General features: G+C 61.2%; 13 protein-coding genes. 9 read left to right on the top strand and 4 right to left on the bottom strand.

What is annotated here, in order from left to right; all coding sequences use genetic code 11:
- Positions 1-77: 77 nt before the first annotated feature.
- From BSK43_RS32995 to BSK43_RS32985, 3 genes are all read right to left on the bottom strand, one after another.
- On the bottom strand, positions 78-776 hold the full coding sequence (locus BSK43_RS32995; protein WP_205910687.1) for an isoprenylcysteine carboxylmethyltransferase family protein: 699 nt from the start codon (positions 774-776) through the stop codon (positions 78-80).
- A gap of 173 nt (positions 777-949) precedes the next feature.
- Positions 950-1,546 (bottom strand): TetR/AcrR family transcriptional regulator, encoded by a 597-nt coding sequence (locus BSK43_RS32990; protein ID WP_077471578.1) that lies wholly within the window; start codon positions 1,544-1,546, stop codon positions 950-952.
- 199 nt (positions 1,547-1,745) lie between these two features.
- Positions 1,746-3,053 (bottom strand): MFS transporter, encoded by a 1,308-nt coding sequence (locus BSK43_RS32985; RefSeq protein ID WP_246662768.1) that lies wholly within the window; start codon positions 3,051-3,053, stop codon positions 1,746-1,748.
- Between the two features lie 305 nt (positions 3,054-3,358).
- On the opposite strand from BSK43_RS32985, the gene BSK43_RS32980 reads away from it, so the two are divergent.
- From BSK43_RS32980 to BSK43_RS32950, 9 genes are all read left to right on the top strand, one after another.
- Entirely contained in the window at positions 3,359-4,318 is a 960-nt protein-coding gene (locus tag BSK43_RS32980) for a hypothetical protein (protein ID WP_077471579.1), read from the top strand.
- Positions 4,319-4,639: 321 nt separating this feature from the next.
- The gene (locus BSK43_RS35915; RefSeq protein WP_246662767.1) at positions 4,640-5,341 is read left to right on the top strand and encodes a POTRA domain-containing protein; all 702 of its coding nucleotides are present in this window, start codon (positions 4,640-4,642) and stop codon (positions 5,339-5,341) included.
- Entirely contained in the window at positions 5,241-6,392 is a 1,152-nt protein-coding gene (locus BSK43_RS35910) for a ShlB/FhaC/HecB family hemolysin secretion/activation protein (protein ID WP_246662804.1), read from the top strand. The genes BSK43_RS35915 and BSK43_RS35910 overlap by 101 nt, the downstream gene beginning before the upstream one ends.
- Before the next feature lie 10 nt (positions 6,393-6,402).
- Entirely contained in the window at positions 6,403-11,799 is a 5,397-nt protein-coding gene (locus tag BSK43_RS32970; protein WP_246662766.1) for a GLUG motif-containing protein, read from the top strand.
- 3 nt (positions 11,800-11,802) lie between these two features.
- On the top strand, positions 11,803-16,758 hold the full coding sequence (locus BSK43_RS35905) for a YDG domain-containing protein (protein ID WP_246662765.1): 4,956 nt from the start codon (positions 11,803-11,805) through the stop codon (positions 16,756-16,758).
- 169 nt (positions 16,759-16,927) lie between these two features.
- The gene (locus BSK43_RS32965; RefSeq protein WP_246662803.1) at positions 16,928-17,440 is read left to right on the top strand and encodes an invasion associated locus B family protein; all 513 of its coding nucleotides are present in this window, start codon (positions 16,928-16,930) and stop codon (positions 17,438-17,440) included.
- A 10-nt stretch (positions 17,441-17,450) separates the two neighbouring features.
- The gene (locus tag BSK43_RS32960) at positions 17,451-17,963 is read left to right on the top strand and encodes an invasion associated locus B family protein (protein WP_077472925.1); all 513 of its coding nucleotides are present in this window, start codon (positions 17,451-17,453) and stop codon (positions 17,961-17,963) included.
- Positions 17,960-18,469, top strand: coding sequence for an invasion associated locus B family protein (locus tag BSK43_RS32955; protein ID WP_169055496.1), 510 nt, complete (start codon positions 17,960-17,962; stop codon positions 18,467-18,469). Before BSK43_RS32960 ends, BSK43_RS32955 begins: the two co-directional genes overlap by 4 nt.
- A gap of 319 nt (positions 18,470-18,788) precedes the next feature.
- Positions 18,789-19,250, top strand: coding sequence for a hypothetical protein (locus tag BSK43_RS32950; protein WP_136687426.1), 462 nt, complete (start codon positions 18,789-18,791; stop codon positions 19,248-19,250).
- On the opposite strand, the gene BSK43_RS32945 is transcribed toward BSK43_RS32950, so the two are convergent.
- Positions 19,210-19,782: a YceI family protein gene (locus BSK43_RS32945; protein ID WP_077472922.1), complete on the bottom strand. Its 573-nt coding sequence runs from the start codon at positions 19,780-19,782 to the stop codon at positions 19,210-19,212. The two genes, BSK43_RS32950 and BSK43_RS32945, sit on opposite strands and share 41 nt — an antisense overlap.
- Positions 19,783-19,791 lie beyond the last annotated feature (9 nt).

Below are 19,791 nucleotides of genomic sequence, written 5' to 3'. Positions count from 1 at the left end.
ATATGCGATTAGCATGCTATCGGTTATGTCACAGGGGAGGCAGCGCCGAAGGTGGTAGCCAAGATTTGCTCTGCCCCTCACCAGAGCCCTGGCACCAACCGGAACCGCACGCGTCTGGCGTAATCGGCATAGCCATCGAGTTCGGCGCGCAGCAATGCATCCTCCCAGCTTGTCCGCAAGACCAGAAGCCCGCTTGCCCAGGCAGCCGGTACCAGCGCCCACCACGAAGCCAATGCCAAGGCCAGGCCGGCAAACACCAAGATCGCGCTGACATAGCCGGGATGGCGCACATATGCATAGGGGCCGGTGCTGATGACATGCTGGCCGCGCTCGCGCTGCAGGCGCACTCCGGGCTCGAAGAAGCGATTGACCGCCTGGGCCCAGGCGCCCAGCGCGATGCCGGCAGCAAGCAGGGCATAGCCAAGGATGACGACGGAAAGCGGCACGACCGACCACAACATTCTGCCGGCATCAAGCGTCCCGAGTGGAATTTCCGCGACCATGCCCAAGCAGACCAGGGAGACGAGGATTACATCCCAGCGCTTGGTGCCGGCCTGAAAGCGATTGCGCGCCCTGAAGATCGCCGGGTTCACCCGCTTCAGGACCGAGATCGACACACCGTAGATGACGACCAGGAAGGCGATGAAGATCCATCCGGGCAGCCAGTCGAGGCGTCCGACCGGTACGAAGACAAGCGCAAGCAACATCAGCGGCAGACCGATCGCATAGGCCATCGCCGCGGCACGGGATATTGGTTTGGGTTCGGTGACGGCCATGTGCTCTGCTCCTCCCCGGATAGACTGTGCTCGCCAAGGTCATCGGATAGTATGACATTAGGGCAGCTTCGACCACGCAAAAGGGCGCTCGCCCTCTTCTGTGGCACCCATGCCAATGTCACGCCTTCGCTATCCTTGGGCGCATGGCAGTCGCGGGAGCTTCGATAAATCCGCTACGGCTTGGCTTGCCCCGCGCAACCATAAAGGATTGCTTGGCTCATTTCCCGGTAGCGCGCGGCAATTTCCTCTGGCAATGGCGCAAAGAAGCTTTGGTTGGTTCCGCGAGCACCGTCGCAGAGCAGCTGCACCAGGGTTCCAACCGAGATCGTGGGCCGGAGCGCCAGGAGACCTGTCGCTATGCTCTGTTCGAGCAATGCGGCGAAATCGGCCTGGAAAAGTGCTGCAGCTTCAATCATCACCGGACGGCAGAGACGAAACGCGTAGTCGTTGACTTCAAGCGCGAAGGGCGACCGCGCCAGTTTTCTTCTCGTATCGCCATATCGGACATCCAGAACAGCCGTGACGATATCAAGCACATTCGAGCCGGCCAGGAAGAGCCGTGCGCCCTCCCGCATACTGTCTTGCCGTGTGCGTGCGTTGTTCTGGTAGACCATCGCCTGGAAGGCTTCTTCCTTGTTGCTGAAGTGATGGTAGAGGCCTCGGCGCGTGATATTGCAACATTTTGCCAGTTTGCTCATCGTCATGGCTTCATAGCCATGATCGAGAAAACTCTGGGTAATGTTGGAAACCAGGACTTCGTAGGCCGACATTCAATGCGCTTTCAAAAATTCTCTTGGGGCGTTCTATAAGAGCGGTGTGAACGTCTCACAAGAATAGGGAGCATTGGATATGCGACCAGCCGCGCCGATCAGGATTGTTGATCTTCTGACAAAAGTTCTCGTTGGTGAGAGCAGGAAGCATAACAATCTCAATCCTTAAAAGGTGGCATTGCCTCTGGAACGCCTGCCCCTACGCCGCGGGCGATGCGCTGTTGTCCGGCTCCACCCTGTAGTTGACGCTCGCCACCAGTGCCAAAGTCGAGGAGATGACAAGAGCGACGGTCGAAACGATGCTGAGTGCGATACCGATCTTGTTTGGATCGCCGATAATGTTCTGACCGATAAATCCGACCAGTGTCGGGCCAAGGCCCATGCCGATGAGCGTGACGATCATGATGCCGACCGCGCTGGATACGCCGCGCATGCGCGCCGGCGTGATGTCCTGAAGCGCGGGAGGACCGTTTGCGACGATGATGGTGGTAAAAAATGACGCGATAGCTATCAGGACGAGCGCGGCGTTCAGGGTCGATGCAAAGGGGAGCGCTGCTGTGAACAATGACGCAGCAAGCGCTCCGCCAAGCATGAGCATGGGGCGAGCGGCGGTAATCCCACGCCTCACTAGGATATCGCCCAATACTGCGCCAAAGATCAGCCCTGAAACGCTGCAAGCGATAAAAATCGGCCCCAGACTAAAGCCAATGGCGATGGGCGGCATTTGAAAGGTGCGGATCAACACGCTGGGAACCCAGGCGCTATAGCTGTAGGATTGGATCGCCGCGAATGCCAGGCAGAGATAAAGGCTCGTGAGCTCTACCCGATTGTCGGTAAAATAAGACCGCACCTCCGCTGCCCCCGGTACCGCACCCGGATTCGTTGCTGAACGCCTCTCGGGCTCTCTGAGGCTTGCCACCCAGACGGCGATGGCGATACCCGGCAGCCCGATCACGACGAATACGATCTGCCATATATGCTGCGTGCCGGGCAGAAGGAACCCATTGCCGGTCTGCAGCAACTGATGAAGAACCGTTGCTCCCAAAACCAGTGATAGGCCGGCTCCCATGAACGCGCCTGAGCTGTAAATGCCTATTGCGAATCCACGTCGCCGGTTTGGAAACAAATCGCTGATGAGGGAATAGGCGGCAGGCGTAAGGGCCGCTTCTCCCAGTGCGACACCTGCCCGGCACAGCAAAAGAGCCTCAAAACTGCCGGCAAAGCCGCAGGCGGCTGTCATGATGCTCCAGAGCGCGATTCCGACGGCGGCGATCCGTACCCGGCTTCCGGTATCAACCCAGCGACCCAGAGGCAATCCGGCCGTTGCCAGGACAATGGCGAAGGTGAAGCCTTGCAGAAGGCCGATCTGCACATCCGTCAGATTGAGGTCCTGCTTCAGAGGCTCCACCAGAAGGCCAAGAATCTGCCGGTCGAGATAGGACAGGGTGCAGGCAATCGTCAGGACGCCCAGGGTGTAGGGCGGGCTAATGGGTCTGGCTACGGGCATCCGCTTAGTTCCTTTTGGGAGAACCAGTGGTTTTGGTGGGGTTTGTTACTCACGTTTTAGAATACCCACCTTTTTGGCGAATACGCCATTCGATCCCCTTCGCTTCTCAGATTTGAATAATATGAGAAACATTGTCGTTGACAAGTCATAAATGATAAGGCATTTACTTCTCATATTTTGAGAATGTGAGAAGTTTTTAGCCTCGACGGTACTGCCCCAGCGCGGTTCCGGGCAATGCGCGGATCGGCATGCTCAAGCGAGGACCTGGAATTATTGCGCTGGCTGATGCGCCAGCCGGAGGGCGCATGGAGCAGATTATAGAACGTCCGGCATCAGCGCCGCCTTTCGCAAGGCAGGTTGCGAACGTTCCGCCCCCTCGCGACGTCGGCAACCTGATTGCGCAGCAATCGTTCCCGCGCGCCGTTTTTTTCCTGGCTTCCGGAATGTTCGAGGCTCACAAGACATCGCCGCGGACCGCAGCGCTGTTTGCGACACAGCAGCGCTGGCTTCTAAGTCATGCCGCAGTGGCGCATTTTTTCCGGCCCATCGGCGGCATAGAGCCAGGCCTCAGTCGCCGGAGTCTTGGCCTTCTTGGAACCTTTCTTGGTCTCTCGAGCCGCAATACAGCCTATACGTTCTTCGAAGAATCCATGAAGTACGGCGTGATTCAACTGATAGACGATGGGGCGGTTGGCCACGGTCGACTGGCCAGACCATCTCCGCAATCCCTGTCTCTCCTGGCGCTCTGGTACAACCTGCACTTCCAGGCGCTCGACCTGCTCGATGACGGGCAAAGATACGCTCGCTTTTCCACGCAATGGGAAAGCTTGCTGCCATTGATCCAGCCGATCGTGGCGGATGCCTTGTTCTTCAGTTCGCAGGTCCGCGCGCCGGGACCCCATTACAGGATCTTCACTTCGATCGATTCAGGTGGCTGGCTGATGGACCGGCTGATCGCGGGTGTCGATCAGGAGAGCTTCCCGGGGCAGGACCGGTATCTCACGGACGTCCGCTCGATTACTTATCTCGCCCGATCCACCGGTCTTTCGAATACGCATGCAAGCCGGAAGATGTCGGAAGCTCAATCGACCGGAGCACTGGGTTGGATTGGGCGGCCGGGATATTCGCCGATCTGGATTTCTCGCGGCTTCTACGAGGAATATGCGCAGTTCCAGGCGCAGAAGCTGGTCATTCTCGATAGCGCACTCGCGAAAGCCTCGGCCGGTGGGTCCTCTGTTTTTCAGGGAGGCCGTCATTGCGAATGAGGCAATCTGTCTCCCCTGGCCAAACTTGCAGAGGTTCATCTGCGCAAAGTGCCCAGGTCATCTCACGTCAAAAATGGATGCTGACGCCCGCGGCCATTTTGATTAGCTCTGGTCCGGGAAGAGGGTGTTGCGGCCATTTCGGGCGGCATTTTTTCGTGCATTGCGGCGCGCATTAAGAGAACAGCGAGCGGCCTGAAACCGCTCCAGAGGGAATTCCATGGCGACTGGAAACGGTTCTCGTGGACAAGGGATGAATAGAGGTTCGTTTTGATTTTCGGATACCGTTTCGCGCGATCTTGGGGGCTGGCCGTAGGCGTTGCGGTGACGGCACCGGCATGCATTGCCTTCGCCCAAACAGCATCGCAGGTCACGCCGCAGACGTTTGAACCGCAACTGCAGAAGCAGAGCAGCGGCATCGTCATTCCTGAGGCCTCTGGCCCCGTTGCGCCGAAGGGCGCCGAGAAGCTGACCGTACGGCTGAAGAGCGTCAAGATCGACGGCGGGCTCCCCGGCTTCGCCGATGACGAGGCACAGGTGACCAACAGCCTGACGGGCAAGCAGGTGACGGCCGCTGCCCTGTTCGAGGCAGCCGGTCAGCTCGAGCGTGCCTACGCGGCAAAGGGATACGGCCTGGTCCGCGTGGTGCTGCCGGCCCAGCGCCTGACCGATGGAGCGGCGTTGCGCATCGTCGTTATCAATGGCTTCCTCGAAACCATCGACACCGCGCACCTTCCCGGCAATATCCGCGAGCGCGTTGCGAGAATGCTGGCACCGCTGGTGGGCAAAAAGGGGATTTCCAATGACGAGATCGAGCGCCAGCTGCTATTGGCCGGCGATCTTCCCGGCACGGTGCTGCGCTCGACGCTGTCGCGCGGCACGCAGCGGCGGCAGCGTGCTGACGATCGAGGCGCGCTACAAGCCGGTGACCGGCTTCGTTTCGGCCGACAACAATTCCACCGAGGCCCTGGGCCGTTACAACACCGGCGTCGGTCTCGACTTCAATTCCGTGTTCGGCTTCGGTGAGCTTTTCTATCTCAGAGCCTCCGGCGCGCCGCGTTTCGGCGGCGACGAGGGCTATTTCACCGGCTCGCCGCGCAACCGGTCGCTGGCCGGCGGCGTGACGCTGCCGATCGGCATCGACGGCTTGACGCTGAATCTGGAGGCGACCGCCTCGCGGACGACGCCGCAAGCAGGCCTGTTCGGGCTGCAGTTCATGTCCGACTTCACCCGCTATTCGGCGCGGCTTGCCTATCCGTTGATCCGTTCGCGGGAGTTCACCCTCAACCTCAATGGCGGCCTGGACGTACAGGACGAAGAGCTGGAGCTGCTCAATGGCGGCGGCATAAGCCTGTCGAAGGACCGGCTGCGCATACTGCGCACCGGCACTGATCTTTCCTGGTATGTGTCGGGCGATGCGCTGGTCAGCGCAAGCCTGACCGGCTCCTTCGGCATCGATGGACTTGGTGCGCGTAGTGCGGCGGAGGCGAGCGCCAGCGGTACGCCGCTGTCGCGCCAGGGAGCGGATGACAATTTCCAGAAGCTCGAAGTGACGCTCGGCTATCGTCAGCCGGTTGCCGAGCATCTGACCTTCGATCTGCGGGCAAGGGCACAGACCTCCTTCGGCCAGCCACTGCTTAATTCCGAGCAGATCGGTATCGTTTCGTCCGCGGGCCTGTCGAGTTTTCCGATCGGCGCCATGCAGGGCGATTCCGGTTTCGTGCTGCGCGCCGAGGCGCAATTCCCGTTCACGAGCAGCTTCACCCTGCCGTTCGGCTGGCCCGATTTGCCGGCCCAGCAGGGCACCAACCTTCCGGATGGCAACAGCACGGCCGGCGCGGTGGTGATCTCGCCTTACGTGTTCGGCGCCTATGGCGGCGTCAAGCTCTTCAATCCGACGGTCCTGGAAAGCGGCTTTTCGCGTGGGGCAGCCTACGGCATCGGCCTGCGACTGGCGGCGGCCGAACAGGCGAGCTTCAACAGCACCAACGTCAATCTCGAATATGGCCGCATCGAGCGCTTCGGCGATGGCGATGACGATAGCCGCTTCACCGTCTCGGCGGCATTTCAGTTTTAGGGCAATGGCAATGACCAAACAAATGACCCGCATGACGCTTTCGCATAAGACCCGCCTTGTGGCGCTGCTCGCCTCGACGGCCCTGGTGCATTCGACGGTGGCGCTGGCGCAGTCCTTGCCGACCGGTGGACAGGTGGCGGCGGGTAGTGCCTCGATCGGTACGCCATCGGCAGGTGCGCTGACGGTCACCCAGACCAGCGGCAGCGCCGTCGTCAACTGGCAGAGCTTCAACGTCGGCAAGGGTAACCGCGTCACTTTCGTCCAGCCGGATGCGAATGCCGCTATCCTCAACCGCGTCACCGGCCAGACAAGCTCGACCATTGCCGGGCAGATCAATGCCAATGGCCAGGTCTACCTGATCAATCCGAACGGCATCGCCATTACCAATTCAGGCACGGTGAAGACGGGCGCGTTCGTCGCCTCGACGCTCGGCATTTCCGACGACGACTTCATGTCTGGAAAAAGAACCTTTACCGGCAATGGCGCGTCGGCGCCGGTAACGAATGCCGGCACGATCACCATCAACCGTGGCGGCTACATGGCACTGATCGGCGGCTCGGTCGCCAACTCCGGTGTGATCACCGTGCCGATGGGCAAGGCGGCACTTGGCTCGGGCGAACAGGCGACGCTGGATCTGTCCGGCGACGGCTTCCTGCAGGTGGCGGTGCCGACCAAGGCCGGCGGTAGTCAGGCACTGGTCAGCAATAGCGGCAGGATTTCCGCCAGGGGCGGCACGGTGCAGCTGACGGCGGCGGCGGCCAAGGACATGGCGCGGCAAGCGGTCAACATGTCCGGCACGATCGAAGCAAAGGGCGTGTCGGGCCGCAGCGGTGATATCGTGCTGTCTGGCGACGATGGCGAGGTTGCTGTTTCCGGCCGGATCGATGCCGGCAACGCCAAGGGCGCGGGCGGCAAGGTGCAGGTGACCGGCCGCAAGATCGCGCTTGCCGGCGCAAAGATCAATGCCTCTGGCAAGACGGGCGGCGGCACGGTCAATATCGGCGGCGAGCGTCAGGGCAAGGGCACACTGCAGCGGGCAGAGACGCTTGATGTTGATGCCAACACGGTTATCAATGCCGACGCGATCACCGCGGGCAATGGCGGCAATGTCGTTCTGTGGTCGAACGATCTCACCCGCTTTGCCGGCACGATCACGGCGAAGGGCGGGGCGCTGTCCGGAAATGGCGGCGAGGTCGAAGTCTCCGGCAAGGCAAAACTCTCCTATGCCGGCCTCACCGATCTGACAGCGGCCCAGGGCGCCTTCGGCAATCTGCTGCTAGACCCCTATAATGTGACGATCTCGACAGGGACGGGCAGCAACACCGATGGCGGTTTCAATGCCACCGGCAATGACAGCATCATCAACGTCAACACGCTGACCAATGCGCTGGCAACCGCCAATGTCAGAGTCACGACCGGATCGTCGTCGGATGCGAACAATCCGCAGGCCGGTACCATCACCATAGCCGCGCCGATCGCCTGGAATGCACCGACGACGCTGACACTTGCGGCGGCCTCCGATATCAACATCAATGCTGCGATCTCGGCACATAATAGCGGGCTGATCGTGTCGTCCGGCGGCACGATCACGACGACGGCTGCGGTGGATATCGGCGCCTTCATCCTCGCATCGGGAAGCTGGGTGCAGAACGGCGCCGTCTTGCCTGCCTTCTCCGCGCAGGACTTCCGCATCACCGACGGCACGTCGTTCCTGCGCGTCACCGGCGGCGATGGGACCAGCGCCACACCCTATACGGTTACGGATGTCTATGGCCTGCAGGGCATTGGCTCATCCAGTGACTATCTCTCGGCCAAATGGAAGCTTGCGGGTGACATCGACGCCTCGGGCACCGCGATCTGGAATAATGGTGCGGGGTTCGATCCCATCGGCGATGGTAACATCACCTTTACAGGTAGTCTCGACGGCGCGAGCCATACGATTACCGGGCTGACCATAAATAGGCCGAACACCAACATCGTTGGTCTGTTCGGCATCATCGGCCCGGGCGGTGGGGTCTCTGGTCTTGGCCTGGTTAACGCCAGTGTTTCGGGCCGATCGATGACCGGCGGGCTCGCGGGCTCGAACGCCGGCGGGATCGTCCAGTCCTATATCAGCGGCAGCGTTTCAGGGGTGACTCATACCGGCGGCCTCGTTGGTTACAATGCAGGTGCGATCAACCTATCCTACTCGACTGCCTCGGTCTCGGGAGTCTCGAATGTTGGCGGCCTGCTCGGCATGAACTTCGGTACGATGAACCAGGTTTATGCATCCGGCGCGGTCTCAGGGATGGGCAATGTCGGTGGCCTTGTCGGTGGGAACAGCGGCACGGTCGTGGCGTCTTACTTCGATATGAGCACGACCCTGCAGTCGTCAGGTGTTGGTAATGGTTTCACCTCCGGCATCAGCGGCCTGAACTCGACGCAGGCGCGTAGCGCGTCGAACTATTCGGACTGGGATTTCAACGCCTACTGGTACCAGTCCGGAGACCTGCGCCCGATCCTGCGTTCGGAAGCGGCGGCAGCCGACGCAAACGGCGTCGTCACCATCTCCAACCTACACCAGCTTGCGCTGATGGGCGCGAACCTGGCGGGCAACTACAAACTCGCGGTCGATATCGACGCGGGCGCCGCGGTTGGCACCAATGCTGCCGACATCTGGTCGACCGGCGGCTGGGTGCCCGTCGGCACCTACGGCGCCGCCTTTACCGGCGTCTTTGACGGTGCGGGCCACACCATTACCGGCCTGGTGGTCAGTCGAGCGGCCAGTTTTCTCGGGCTGTTCGGGAACTCGGCGGGAACCATCCAAAACATCGGGCTGATCAGCGAATCTGTCTACGGCTACTCCTATACGGGAGGATTGGTCGGTAACAATACCGGCACCATCAGTAATGCTTATGCGACCGGCACGGTCAACGGCATGCAATATGTCGGAGGGCTGACAGGATGGAATTCCGGTTCGGTCAGCAACAGCTACGCCACTACTTCCACCTTCGGCAGCTATGATGTCGGTGGATTGGTCGGTCACAATCATGGATCGATCAGCAATAGTTACGCCACCGGCGCAATCTACGGTTCGAATACCTATGCTGGTGGTCTGGCCGGCTTCAATGATAGCACAATCAAATTTGCCTATGCCACTGGCGCCGTAAGCGGCAATACATATGTCGGCGGATTGGTGGGCTATAATGATTCCGGAAGCACCATAGACAATGCCTACGCCTCCGGCGCGGTTAACGGGAGTGTCGCTGTTGGGGGCCTGGTGGGCCGAAATTTCTACAGCACCATCACCAACAGCTTCTGGGATGTCTCCACAACCGGCCGATCCAGTGGTTACGGCCAGTCCTTTTCGGGCACGTTTTCGGCGATAGGCCTCACCACCGGGCAGGCGCGTAGCGCGTCGAGCTATTCCGGTTGGGATTTCGGGGGCGTCTGGTATCAGGCCGGGGACATGCGCCCCATCCTGCGCTCGGAGGCTGCGACCATGGATTCGAACGGTGTGGCCAGCATCTGGAATCTCCATCAGCTGGCGCTGATCGCTGCGAACCTTAACGGTAACTACACGCTCGCCAACAGTATCGATGCCAGCGAGACGTCGGGCGCCAACGCCTCCGGCATCTGGTCGACAGGCGGCTGGGTGCCGCTCGGGAACATCAACACGATGTTCAGAGGCAGCTTCGACGGCAGCAACCACACCATCAACGCCCTCACCGTGACCGGCTCCGACCAGGTGGGTTTGTTCTCGGTCTCGGCAGGCTCGATCAGCAATCTTGGGCTCGTTGGCGGATCGGTCGCTAGTGTCCGCAGCGACATCGGCGCGCTGGCCGGCTGGAACTACGGCACGATCAGCAATTCCTACAGCACCGCTACGGTCTCCGGCATGCTTCAAGTCGGCGGACTTGTTGGCATGAACTACGGTACGATCAGTAGTTCCTATGCCACCGGCTCCGTCAGCGGCAGCAGCGCCTTTGTGGGTGGGCTTGTAGGCTACAACTTCGGCTTGATCACCAATGCCTATGCCAGTGGTGCCGTCAGCGGCAACGCTACCGGCGCCGGCGGGCTGGTAGGCCTCAACGCCACGACGGGCGTGATCAGCGGCGCCTATGCGACCGGCTCCGTCAGCAGCAGTAGCCATACAGTGGGTGGATTGGCGGGCTCCAACATCGGCACGATCACCAACGCCTATGCCAGCGGTGCTGTCAGCGGCTCTGACATGGTGGGTGGGCTCGCAGGCGGGAACTATGGCAATGCTACGATCAACAACAGCTACGCCACTGGTGCGGTCAGCAGCGGCGGCGGGCTGATCGGCGAGAACGACGCGACGGTCACGGCCTCGTTCTGGAACACGGAAACGACCGGGCAGACCTCTGGCATCAGCGGCGGCTCTTCGACCGGAATGACCGGCTTGACGAGTGCCCAGATGGCCGATCCCTTCAGCTTTATCAATGCTGGCTGGGATTTTGCCGGTGTCTGGGGCAAATCGACGAGCGGCGCGAATGATGGCTACATGATGCTGCGCGCGCTCAGCACAGGGCTTTACGATGACTATGTCTCGATCGGCAACGGCACGCGTACCTATGGTGACTCGAATACCACAATCACTGGCGCGACGCTGACGGGAGTCGGCACAGGCAATGTTTCACTCACCTGGGGCAACGCCATCGCGTCTACGACGAACGCCGGAACCTATAATTATTCGGACCCCAACATCGTCTCGGTGACGGAGACCGGTCCCCGCACGGCCTATGTCGATTATAGCGGCACATTGACGATTTCGCAGCGCGTGCTGAGCTTCACGGGCGGTCGCACCTATGACGGCAGCACCGATGTTACGGCTGGTAATCTGACGCTCGGCAATCTCGCCAACGGCGAGACCCTGACATTGGCTGGCGCGGGCTCCATGGCCGACAAGAATGTCGGCACCGGCAAGGCACTGTCGCTCGGCACGCTGCTGCTCGGCGATGATACCGGCCTGGCCTCGAACTATGTTCTGGGTACGGGTACGGTCGATATCGCCAAGGCCAGCATCACCTCGATCACCGGTATCACCGCCGATAACAAGACCTATGACGGTACTGCCGACGCGACGCTGGTGACTTCCGGTGCAGGCTTCACCGGCATGGTTGCGGGTGATGCGCTGACGGTTGCGACGTCCATTGGCGCCTTCTCCGACAAGAATGCCGGAACCGGCAAGATGGTTGGGATCACCGGGCTTTCGCTTGGCGGTGCGGATGCGGGCAATTACACGCTCGCCTCCGACACTGCGACGACGACTGCGGATATCGCCAGGGCCAGCATTACCTCGATCACCGGCATCACCGCTGATAACAAGACCTATGACGGCACTACCGCTGCGACGCTGGTGACCTCCGGCGCAGGCTTCACCGGCATGGTTGGCGGGGACCGCTGACGGTTGCGACGTCCATTCGGCACGTTCTCGGACAAGAATGCCGGAACCGGCAAGACGGTTGGCATCACCGGGCTTTCGCTCGGTGGCACGGATGCGGGCAACTATACGCTCGCCTCCGACACTGCGACGACGACGGCGGATATCGCCAAGGCCAGCATCTCCTCGATCACCGGCATCACCGCCGCCAACAAGACCTATAACGGCGTTGTCAACGCGACGCTGAACACCTCAGGCGCCGGCTTCACCGGCATGATCGCGAACGATGTCCTGACGGTCGGCAGCGCCACCGGCGCCTTCTCGGACAAGAATGTCGGGATCGGCAAGACAGTTGGTATTACCGGGCTTTCGCTTGGCGGCGTGGATGCGGGCAACTATACGCTTGCTTCGAACACCGCGACGACGACGGCGGATATCGCCAAGGCCTATGTATTCTTCACCGGCATCAGCACCAACTACAAAGTCTATGACGGCACGACCACGGCCACCGTCAACATCTCCACGGTCCCGGTCGTCAGTACCGATGACATGCATGTGGCCTATACGAGCGCAAACTTCTCAGACAAGAATGCCGGCATTTCCAAGAGGGTCGCCGTCGATGAACTTTACATAACCGGCGCGGATGCCAACAATTATCAGCTTGGCATCACCAGCACTACCAGCTTCGCCACCATAACGCCTGCCATCATCACCTCGATCGGCGGCATCACTGCCAATGGCAAGACCTATGACGGCTCGACCAATGCGTCGCTGAACACGTCGGCTGCCGTCTTCAATGGCATGATCGCAAACGATAATCTGACGGTCGCCACTGCGCTCGGTGCCTTCTCCGACCAGAATGTCGGGACCGGCAAGACGGTGACAATCTCCGGCCTGACATTGGGCGGCGTCGACGCCCTGAACTACAGGCTGGATACGACGACGGCCGCAACGCTGGCCGATATCGGCCAGCGAGTAATCTCGCTTTCGGGCAGCCGGACCTATAACGGCTCCAGCGATCTCGATGCCTCGATCTTCACGCTGTCGAACCTCGTCGACGGCGAGACACTGACGCTGTCCGGCACCGGCTCGATGGCCGACAAGAATGCCGGTTTGGGTAAGGGCGTGACGCTCGGTTCGCTGGCACTAGGCGACGATACCGGCCTTGCTTCGAACTATACGCTGAGCGGCGGCACCGACATCGCCGACATCGCCAGGGCGGTTATCGCCGTCGGCGGAATCACCGCCGGCAACAAGACCTATGACGGCACGACCGGCGCAACGCTAGACACCAGCGGCGTGATCCTCAACGGCAAGGTCACGGGCGACAATCTGAGCCTCGGTAGCGGTTTTGCCGGCGCCTTTGCCGATGCCAATGCAGGGACCGGCAAGACGGTGATGGTCTCCGGCCTCAGCCTCGATGGTTCCGATGCGGCCAACTATACACTGTCGTCGAACCCGGTGACGACCACAGCCGATATCGGCCAGCGCGTGATCAATCTTACGGGCAGCCGAACCTATGACGGCTCCGCAGATCTGGCCGCCTCGATCTTTACGCTGTCGAACCTCGTGAGTGGCGAGACGCTGACACTGTCGGGCACGGGCTCGATGGCCGACAAGAATGCCGGCCTGGGCAAGGGCGTGGCGCTCGGTTCGCTCTCGCTTGGTAATGGCACGGGCGGTGGACTTGCCGCGAACTATACGTTCACCGGCGGCACCGACACGGTCGACATCGCCAAGGCGGTGATCTCCTCCATCGGTGGCATTACCGCCGGCAACAAGACCTATGACGGCGCGACGACCGTGGCGCTCGACGCGTCGGGTGTGGTCTTCAACGGCATGGTGGCTGGCGACACGCTTACGCTCAACACCGGTTTCAGCGGCGCCTTCTCCGACCAGAATGCCGGATCGGGCAAGACGGTGAACATCTCCGGGCTCAGCCTTCTGGGGGCAGATGCCGGCAACTACACGCTGGCCTCGAACGTGGCGACGGCCACAGCCGATATCGGCCAGCGGGTGATTTCGCTGTCGGGCAGCCGCACTTATAATGGTTCTTCCAATCTTGCCGCCTCGATCTTCCAGCTCTCCAATCTGGTGGCCGGAGAGACGCTGTCGCTGTCAGGCATCGGCACGATGGCCGACAAGAATGTCGGTACGGCTAAGAACGTCAATCTCGGCACGCTCGCGCTCGGCAATGGTACGGGCGGCGGCCTCGCTTCGAACTATACGCTGTCGGGTGGAGCCTATGCGGCTGACATCACCAGGGCGGTGATCTCGTCGATCACCGGCATCACCGCGAATGGCAAGACCTATGACGGTTCGACCACTGCGACGCTGAATACATCGGGCGCCATATTCAACGGCATGGTCGCCGGTGACAGCCTGTCGGCTGGCGGCAGCGCGGGCGCCTTTGCCGATGCCAATGCAGGGAGCGGAAAGACCGTCAACATAACAGGCCTGGGCCTCGGTGGCGCAGATGCCGGCAACTATACGTTGGCCTCGAACGTGGCGACGACCGCAGCCGATATCGGCCAGCGGGTGATCTCGCTTTCGGGCAGCCGTACGTATGACGGTTCCAGCGATGTCGATGCCTCGATCTTCACGCTGTCGAACCTCGTCGGCAACGAGACCTTGACGCTTGCGGGCACCGGCGTGATGGCGGACAAGAATGCTGGTTCCAACAAGGGCGTGGCACTCGCCTCGCTTCTGCTCGGCGACAGCATCCATGGCGATGGTGGCCTTGCCTCGAACTACACGCTGGCTGGCGGCCTTGATACCGTCAACATTGCCAGGGCGACGATCTCTTCGATCGGCGGCATTACCGCAGGCAACAAGACCTATGATGGCTCCGCCAATGCGACGCTGAACACCAACAGTGCGATCTTCAACGGCAAGGTCACCGGCGACACGCTGACGCTCGGTAGCGGTGCGATCGGCATCTTCGCCGATGCCAATGCCGGCACCGGCAAGGTGGTGTCTATCTCGGGGCTTGACCTTTCCGGCGCGGATGCCGGCAACTATACGCTGGCCGATACAACAGCCACGACACTGGCCGATATCGGCCAGCGGATCATCTCGCTGTCGGGCAGCCGTACCTACGACGGCTCGGTGGATCTCGATGCGTCGATCTTCACGCTGTCCAATCTGGTGGCTGGCCAGACGCTGACGCTGTCGGGCACCGGTGCGATGGCCGACAAGAATGCCGGGTCCGGCAAAGCCGTAGCTCTCGGTTCGCTGGGGCTCGGCAATGGCAGCGGCGGTGGACTGGCGTCGAACTATACACTGATCGGCGGCACCGATACGGCCAGCATCGCCAAGGCGGTGATCTCCTCGGTCGGTGGTATTACGGCCGGCAACAAGACCTATGACGGCACGTCCGGTGCTACACTCAATGCCTCGAATGCAGCCTTCAACGGCAAGGTTCTGGGCGACAACCTGACGCTTGGCAGCGGTGCCATGGGCGCCTTCGCCGATGCCAATGCCGGCAACGGCAAGGTAGTCAGCATCTCCGGTCTCAGCCTTGATGGCACGGATGCGGCCAACTACACGCTGGCTGATGCGACTGCCACGACATTCGCCGATATCGCCCGCCGCGCGATCACGGTCGCCGCCAATGGCGATAGCCGTGCCTATGGCGATGCCAACCCGGCACTTTCCTATGTGATCGGTGGGGCGGGGCTGGTGAGCGGCGACAGCCTGTCGGGTTCGCTGGCGACGAGTGCAACCACGGCCTCGAATGTAGGCACCTATGCGATCACCCAGGGCACTCTCGACAACTCAAATTATGCCATCAGCTATACCGGCGCCGGTCTGACGGTGGTCCCACGGGCCATCGCCGTTAGAGCCAATGCGGCAAGCCGCGCCTATGGCGATGCCAACCCGCTCCTCAGCTACACGATCGGCGGCGCAGGCCTCGTCAACAACGATACGCTGTCGGGAGATCTTGTGACTTCGGCCACTGGCACCTCGAATGTCGGTGCCTATGCCATCACGCAGGGGACGCTTGCCGCCTCCGGCAATTATGCGCTCACCTTCACCGGTGCCGACCTTACCGTCAGCAGGCGGGCGATCACGGTTGCGGCCGGCAATGCCACCCGCGTCTACGGCAATGCCAATCCTACGTTTTCCTACACGATCGGCGGCGCCGGGCTGGTCAACAATGACAGCCTCTCCGGCACACTGGCAACGTCGGCCACGGCGAATTCAGGCGTTGGCAGCTACGGTATCGGCCAGGGCTCTCTTGCCGCCTCTGGTAATTACGACCTGACCTTCCTTGGCGGCACACTTGCGGTCACGCCGCGCGCCATCACCGTCGCGGCCAATGGCGCAATCCGCACCTATGGCGATGCCAACCCGGTCTTCACTTATGTCGCAGGCGGTCTCATCAATGGCGACAGTCTCTCGGGCAGCCTTGCGAGCCCGGCAACGGCTACCTCCGGTGTCGGCACCTATGCCATCGAACTTGGTTCGCTCGGCAACGCCAATTATACGATCAGCTACACCGGTGCCGGCTTGACCATAACTCCGCGCCTGATCAGCGTCATCGCCTCGAATGCCGGCCGGGTAACCGGTGCCGCCAATCCGACCTTCGCCTATACGATCGGCGGGGCCGGTCTCGTCAATGGCGATCGGTTGACCGGGGCGCTCTTTTCGGCGGCCGACCGGCGCTCCGCTCCCGGCAGCTATGCCATCAGCCAGGGAACGCTTGCCGCCTCGGCCAACTATGATGTCAGCTTCGTCGGCGGCCTGTTGACGGTAACGGCAGCACCATCGAGCCCGACCACGGATCTGGCGAGTGCGATCGTGCCGCGATCCTATGCTCCGGGCACAGAGCCGCTGCCGCCGGTGCCGGGGGGCGAGAAAGACACCTTCTCATTCGCGGATGACGGTACTCGGGACTTCCTGACCGATCCCGGCTTCGCCGGAAGCGTCGTCTGCTTTGGGGATGGAATGAGCTGCATCGTTCAGCCGCCGATGCCGTAACCACAAGATGAACCCGTGTCTTGTTCAGCCCTCGTACAAGCCACCTGCCTGGCTGTCATGCGCTGGAAATCAGTGGTGGGGGGTGCTCGGCAAACCCACGCAATCCGCATTTGAAGAAGGAATTTGCAACGTGACAATCATCGACAATCTTCAGCGCCAGGCACTAAGCATTGCCGGATCGGCTGCCCTTGTCGGCCTTCTGCTTGCCGCTGCCTCCGTCTCGGCGGCAGCGCTACCCGGCGGCGCCGGTTCGCTCGTCGAAACCTATCAGGACTGGATTGTCGCCTGCCGGGCGGAAAACAATGCGACGCAGTGCGTGATGCGGCAGGTCCAGAGCAACAAGGACACCGGCCAGAACGTGCTGACGATCGAAGTCGCTAATAGCGCGGATGGCAAACTGCAGGCAGCCTTGCTGATGCCGTTCGGCCTGGCGCTCGCCCAGGGCGTGACCGTGCGGATTGACGATGCCCCGGCGGGTAGCCCGGCCGCCTTCTCGACCTGCATTCCGCAGGGCTGCCTTGCATCGATCAGCTTCGATGCCGGGCAGGCGGCAAAGCTCAAGACGGGAACCAATCTCAATCTGAGCGCGACGGCGCTCGCGCCGCCCCAGCCCGTCGCACTCAAGGTCTCCTTGAAAGGCTTTTCCGCGGCTCTTGCCCGTGTCGGCGAGCTGACCAAGTGAGAGATTTGAGATGGCCGTCGATACCACGCGCGTAGCAACTCGCCCGCGCTCCCTGCGGGAGGTGCATGGAGAATGGACCGTCTTTGCCCCGCTCGATATGGAGAGCTTACACCATGAAGCGTCCTGTACGATCTCGCAGGTGCAGCTTGACGAGGAAACGCGCAAGCGCCTGCTGGTGATTGAACTGCGCCCCAGGAAGGGGCGTGTGACGGGTTCGCTCCTGCTGCCGTCGGGCTTGATGCGCGAGCCCGGCGTCGTGCTGCAATTCGAGGAGAGCGAACCTGGGCTTGCCCGGCAAATCCAGACAGCATTGCCCAACGGCGTTCTCGTCGATCTGGACTTTGATGAGGCTATGACCGTGCTGTTGATGTCCAGCCATCGTCTGCATGTGACGGCGACGGCCGACACAGGCGAGGAAGTCAATTTCTCCATTCCGCTCAGTGGTTTCGCCAGCGCACTGGCACGCGCTCGCTACCACCAGGCATGCTCGCATTCCATCAAAAAGGACAGAGGTTTCCCATGACCGACCAGCTCGCCCCCAATCCGATTGTCGCAAACCCAACAGTCCGCCTGCCCGGCGGAGCCGATGCCGTGCGTGAAATCCACGGCGACTGGCTGCTCATCGGCTCCGTTCAGCCGGGCGAAACCGGGGCCCAGAAAACCTGCGTCATCGCCCAGGAACAGATCCACAACGACACGCGCCAGCGGCTGCTCCTCATCGAGCTGCGGCCAGAAGCCGGCCGGATCAAGGGGACGCTCGTCCTGCCATTCGGTCTCCTGTTCCAGAAGGGTGTCGTCCTGCAGATCGATGAGCACAGCCCGGCGCCCGCGGTGCCGTTCCGCACGGCCCTGCCGATGGGCTGCGTCGTCGAACTCGAGATCGACGCCTTGCGACTCGCTCTGCTCAAGACCGGCAAGATATTGCATGTCCACGCGATCGTCGCCGACAAGGGCAATCCAGTTTCCTTCGGCATTTCGCTCAACGGATTTTCGACAGCACTTGCGCGTGCGGAGGCCGTTTTGCGCTGAGGTCTGCTTGCTCTCGTCGATCACACCTTTCCACTGAACAAGACAGCGAGGCGCCGACTTCCGTCGCAACCGGCAGTGCCAAAGGAAAGGTTGTGATTGCGGGGTTGAAGATCGGGCGTCGACCGTTCGCAAGTTAGCCGCTGCCATGATCGCGCTTATGGCGGCGCCGGCTCGCACCGAGCTGGTGTTGCGGAGTTCGCGGAGAGGCCTCAAGATTCGCCTAGACCTTCATCGATTGTCGGCAGCCTGTTTTCAGAGATCCCAAGCCCTGCCGATCTTCGCAAAGTTGGCGGCATCAATAACATGGGTTCGCGGCGGGATGGATACGCCCGGCAGGCCGGAGAAGATCAAGGTCGACCTGCCCGGCGATATCCATATTGAAGCGGCGCGCAAGATCGCCTTGACGGAACTGGAGGACGCATCGGCGAGGAGGGTCATTATGCCTTTCGTCGAGGATCATCTTGAAACAGTTAAAAACCTCATTGGCCCGGACTGCTGGTCCTACGGCGTGCTGAACAATCGCAAGACATTGGATGCGTTCCTCTCCGCCCATTTTCGCCAGGGCCTGTCTTCGAGGCTGCTGGCGACCGAGGAACTGTTTCATCCCTCGACGCTGGAAGCGCTCAGCCTGCAATCGCCTGTGCGGTCTGGCCAAATCGTCCAGATGTATGGCGAAGCAGCTGCGCCCTATTCAGCATATCGGAACGCCTCACAAGAAGCGTTCCGACGCTGGAGCGTTGTTACTTTGCTACGTGAGCTTCCGTGGAGATGTCGACGGTGATGTCGTCGCCGATATAAGGGAGATAGGTCTTTATGCCGAAATCCGAGCGCTTGAATGTCGCCGTGGCGTCGAAGCCGACGGCTTCATCCTTGGTCATGGGGTGAACGCCGATCTTGTTGAGCGTGACGTTCAGGGTGACTGGCTTGGCGACGCCGCGAATGGTCAGGTCGCCGGCGATTGTACCATGGGTATCGTCGGTTTTGGTGAACGTCTTGCCGACATAGGTGATGGTCGAAAACTCTGCGGTATCCAGCCAGTCGGCGCCCTTGAGATCCGTATCGCGCTGCGCGAAGTTCGTGTTCAGGCTGTCGGCCTGGATTGTCACGTTGAGCTTTGAGGCGCTCGCATTCGCCGGATCAAAGCTCAGCGTGCCGGCCACGGTGGCGAAGTAGCCGAGTACGTGCGAGAAGCCAACGTGGTCGATCTTGAAGGCGACGTGCGTATGGGTGGGATCGATCGCGTAGTCCGCCGCTAAGGCAGGAGCGGCGAGCGACGAAAAGGCAAAAAGCGCCAGGGCGAATTTCTTGTTCATTCAATCAAT

This window comes from Rhizobium sp. P44RR-XXIV (assembly GCF_001999485.2).
Lineage (GTDB): Bacteria > Pseudomonadota > Alphaproteobacteria > Rhizobiales > Rhizobiaceae > Rhizobium.
Note: the sequence above shows the minus strand (reverse complement) of the source record. Positions and strands in the feature narration are given on the sequence as shown.

What these genes read in the sequence shown, in the direction of transcription:
- BSK43_RS32980 (WP_077471579.1), top strand. Translation starts at nt 3,359, where the DNA reads ATGGAGCAGATTATAGAACGTCCGGCATCAGCGCCGCCTTTCGCAAGG.
- BSK43_RS32950 (WP_136687426.1), top strand. Translation starts at nt 18,789, where the DNA reads ATGGATACGCCCGGCAGGCCGGAGAAGATCAAGGTCGACCTGCCCGGC.
- BSK43_RS32990 (WP_077471578.1), bottom strand. Translation starts at nt 1,546, where the DNA reads ATGTCGGCCTACGAAGTCCTGGTTTCCAACATTACCCAGAGTTTTCTC.
- BSK43_RS32985 (WP_246662768.1), bottom strand. Translation starts at nt 3,053, where the DNA reads ATGCCCGTAGCCAGACCCATTAGCCCGCCCTACACCCTGGGCGTCCTG.
- BSK43_RS32955 (WP_169055496.1), top strand. Translation starts at nt 17,960, where the DNA reads ATGACCGACCAGCTCGCCCCCAATCCGATTGTCGCAAACCCAACAGTC.
- BSK43_RS32960 (WP_077472925.1), top strand. Translation starts at nt 17,451, where the DNA reads ATGGCCGTCGATACCACGCGCGTAGCAACTCGCCCGCGCTCCCTGCGG.
- BSK43_RS32995 (WP_205910687.1), bottom strand. Translation starts at nt 776, where the DNA reads ATGGCCGTCACCGAACCCAAACCAATATCCCGTGCCGCGGCGATGGCC.
- BSK43_RS32945 (WP_077472922.1), bottom strand. Translation starts at nt 19,782, where the DNA reads ATGAACAAGAAATTCGCCCTGGCGCTTTTTGCCTTTTCGTCGCTCGCC.
- BSK43_RS32970 (WP_246662766.1), top strand. Translation starts at nt 6,403, where the DNA reads ATGACCAAACAAATGACCCGCATGACGCTTTCGCATAAGACCCGCCTT.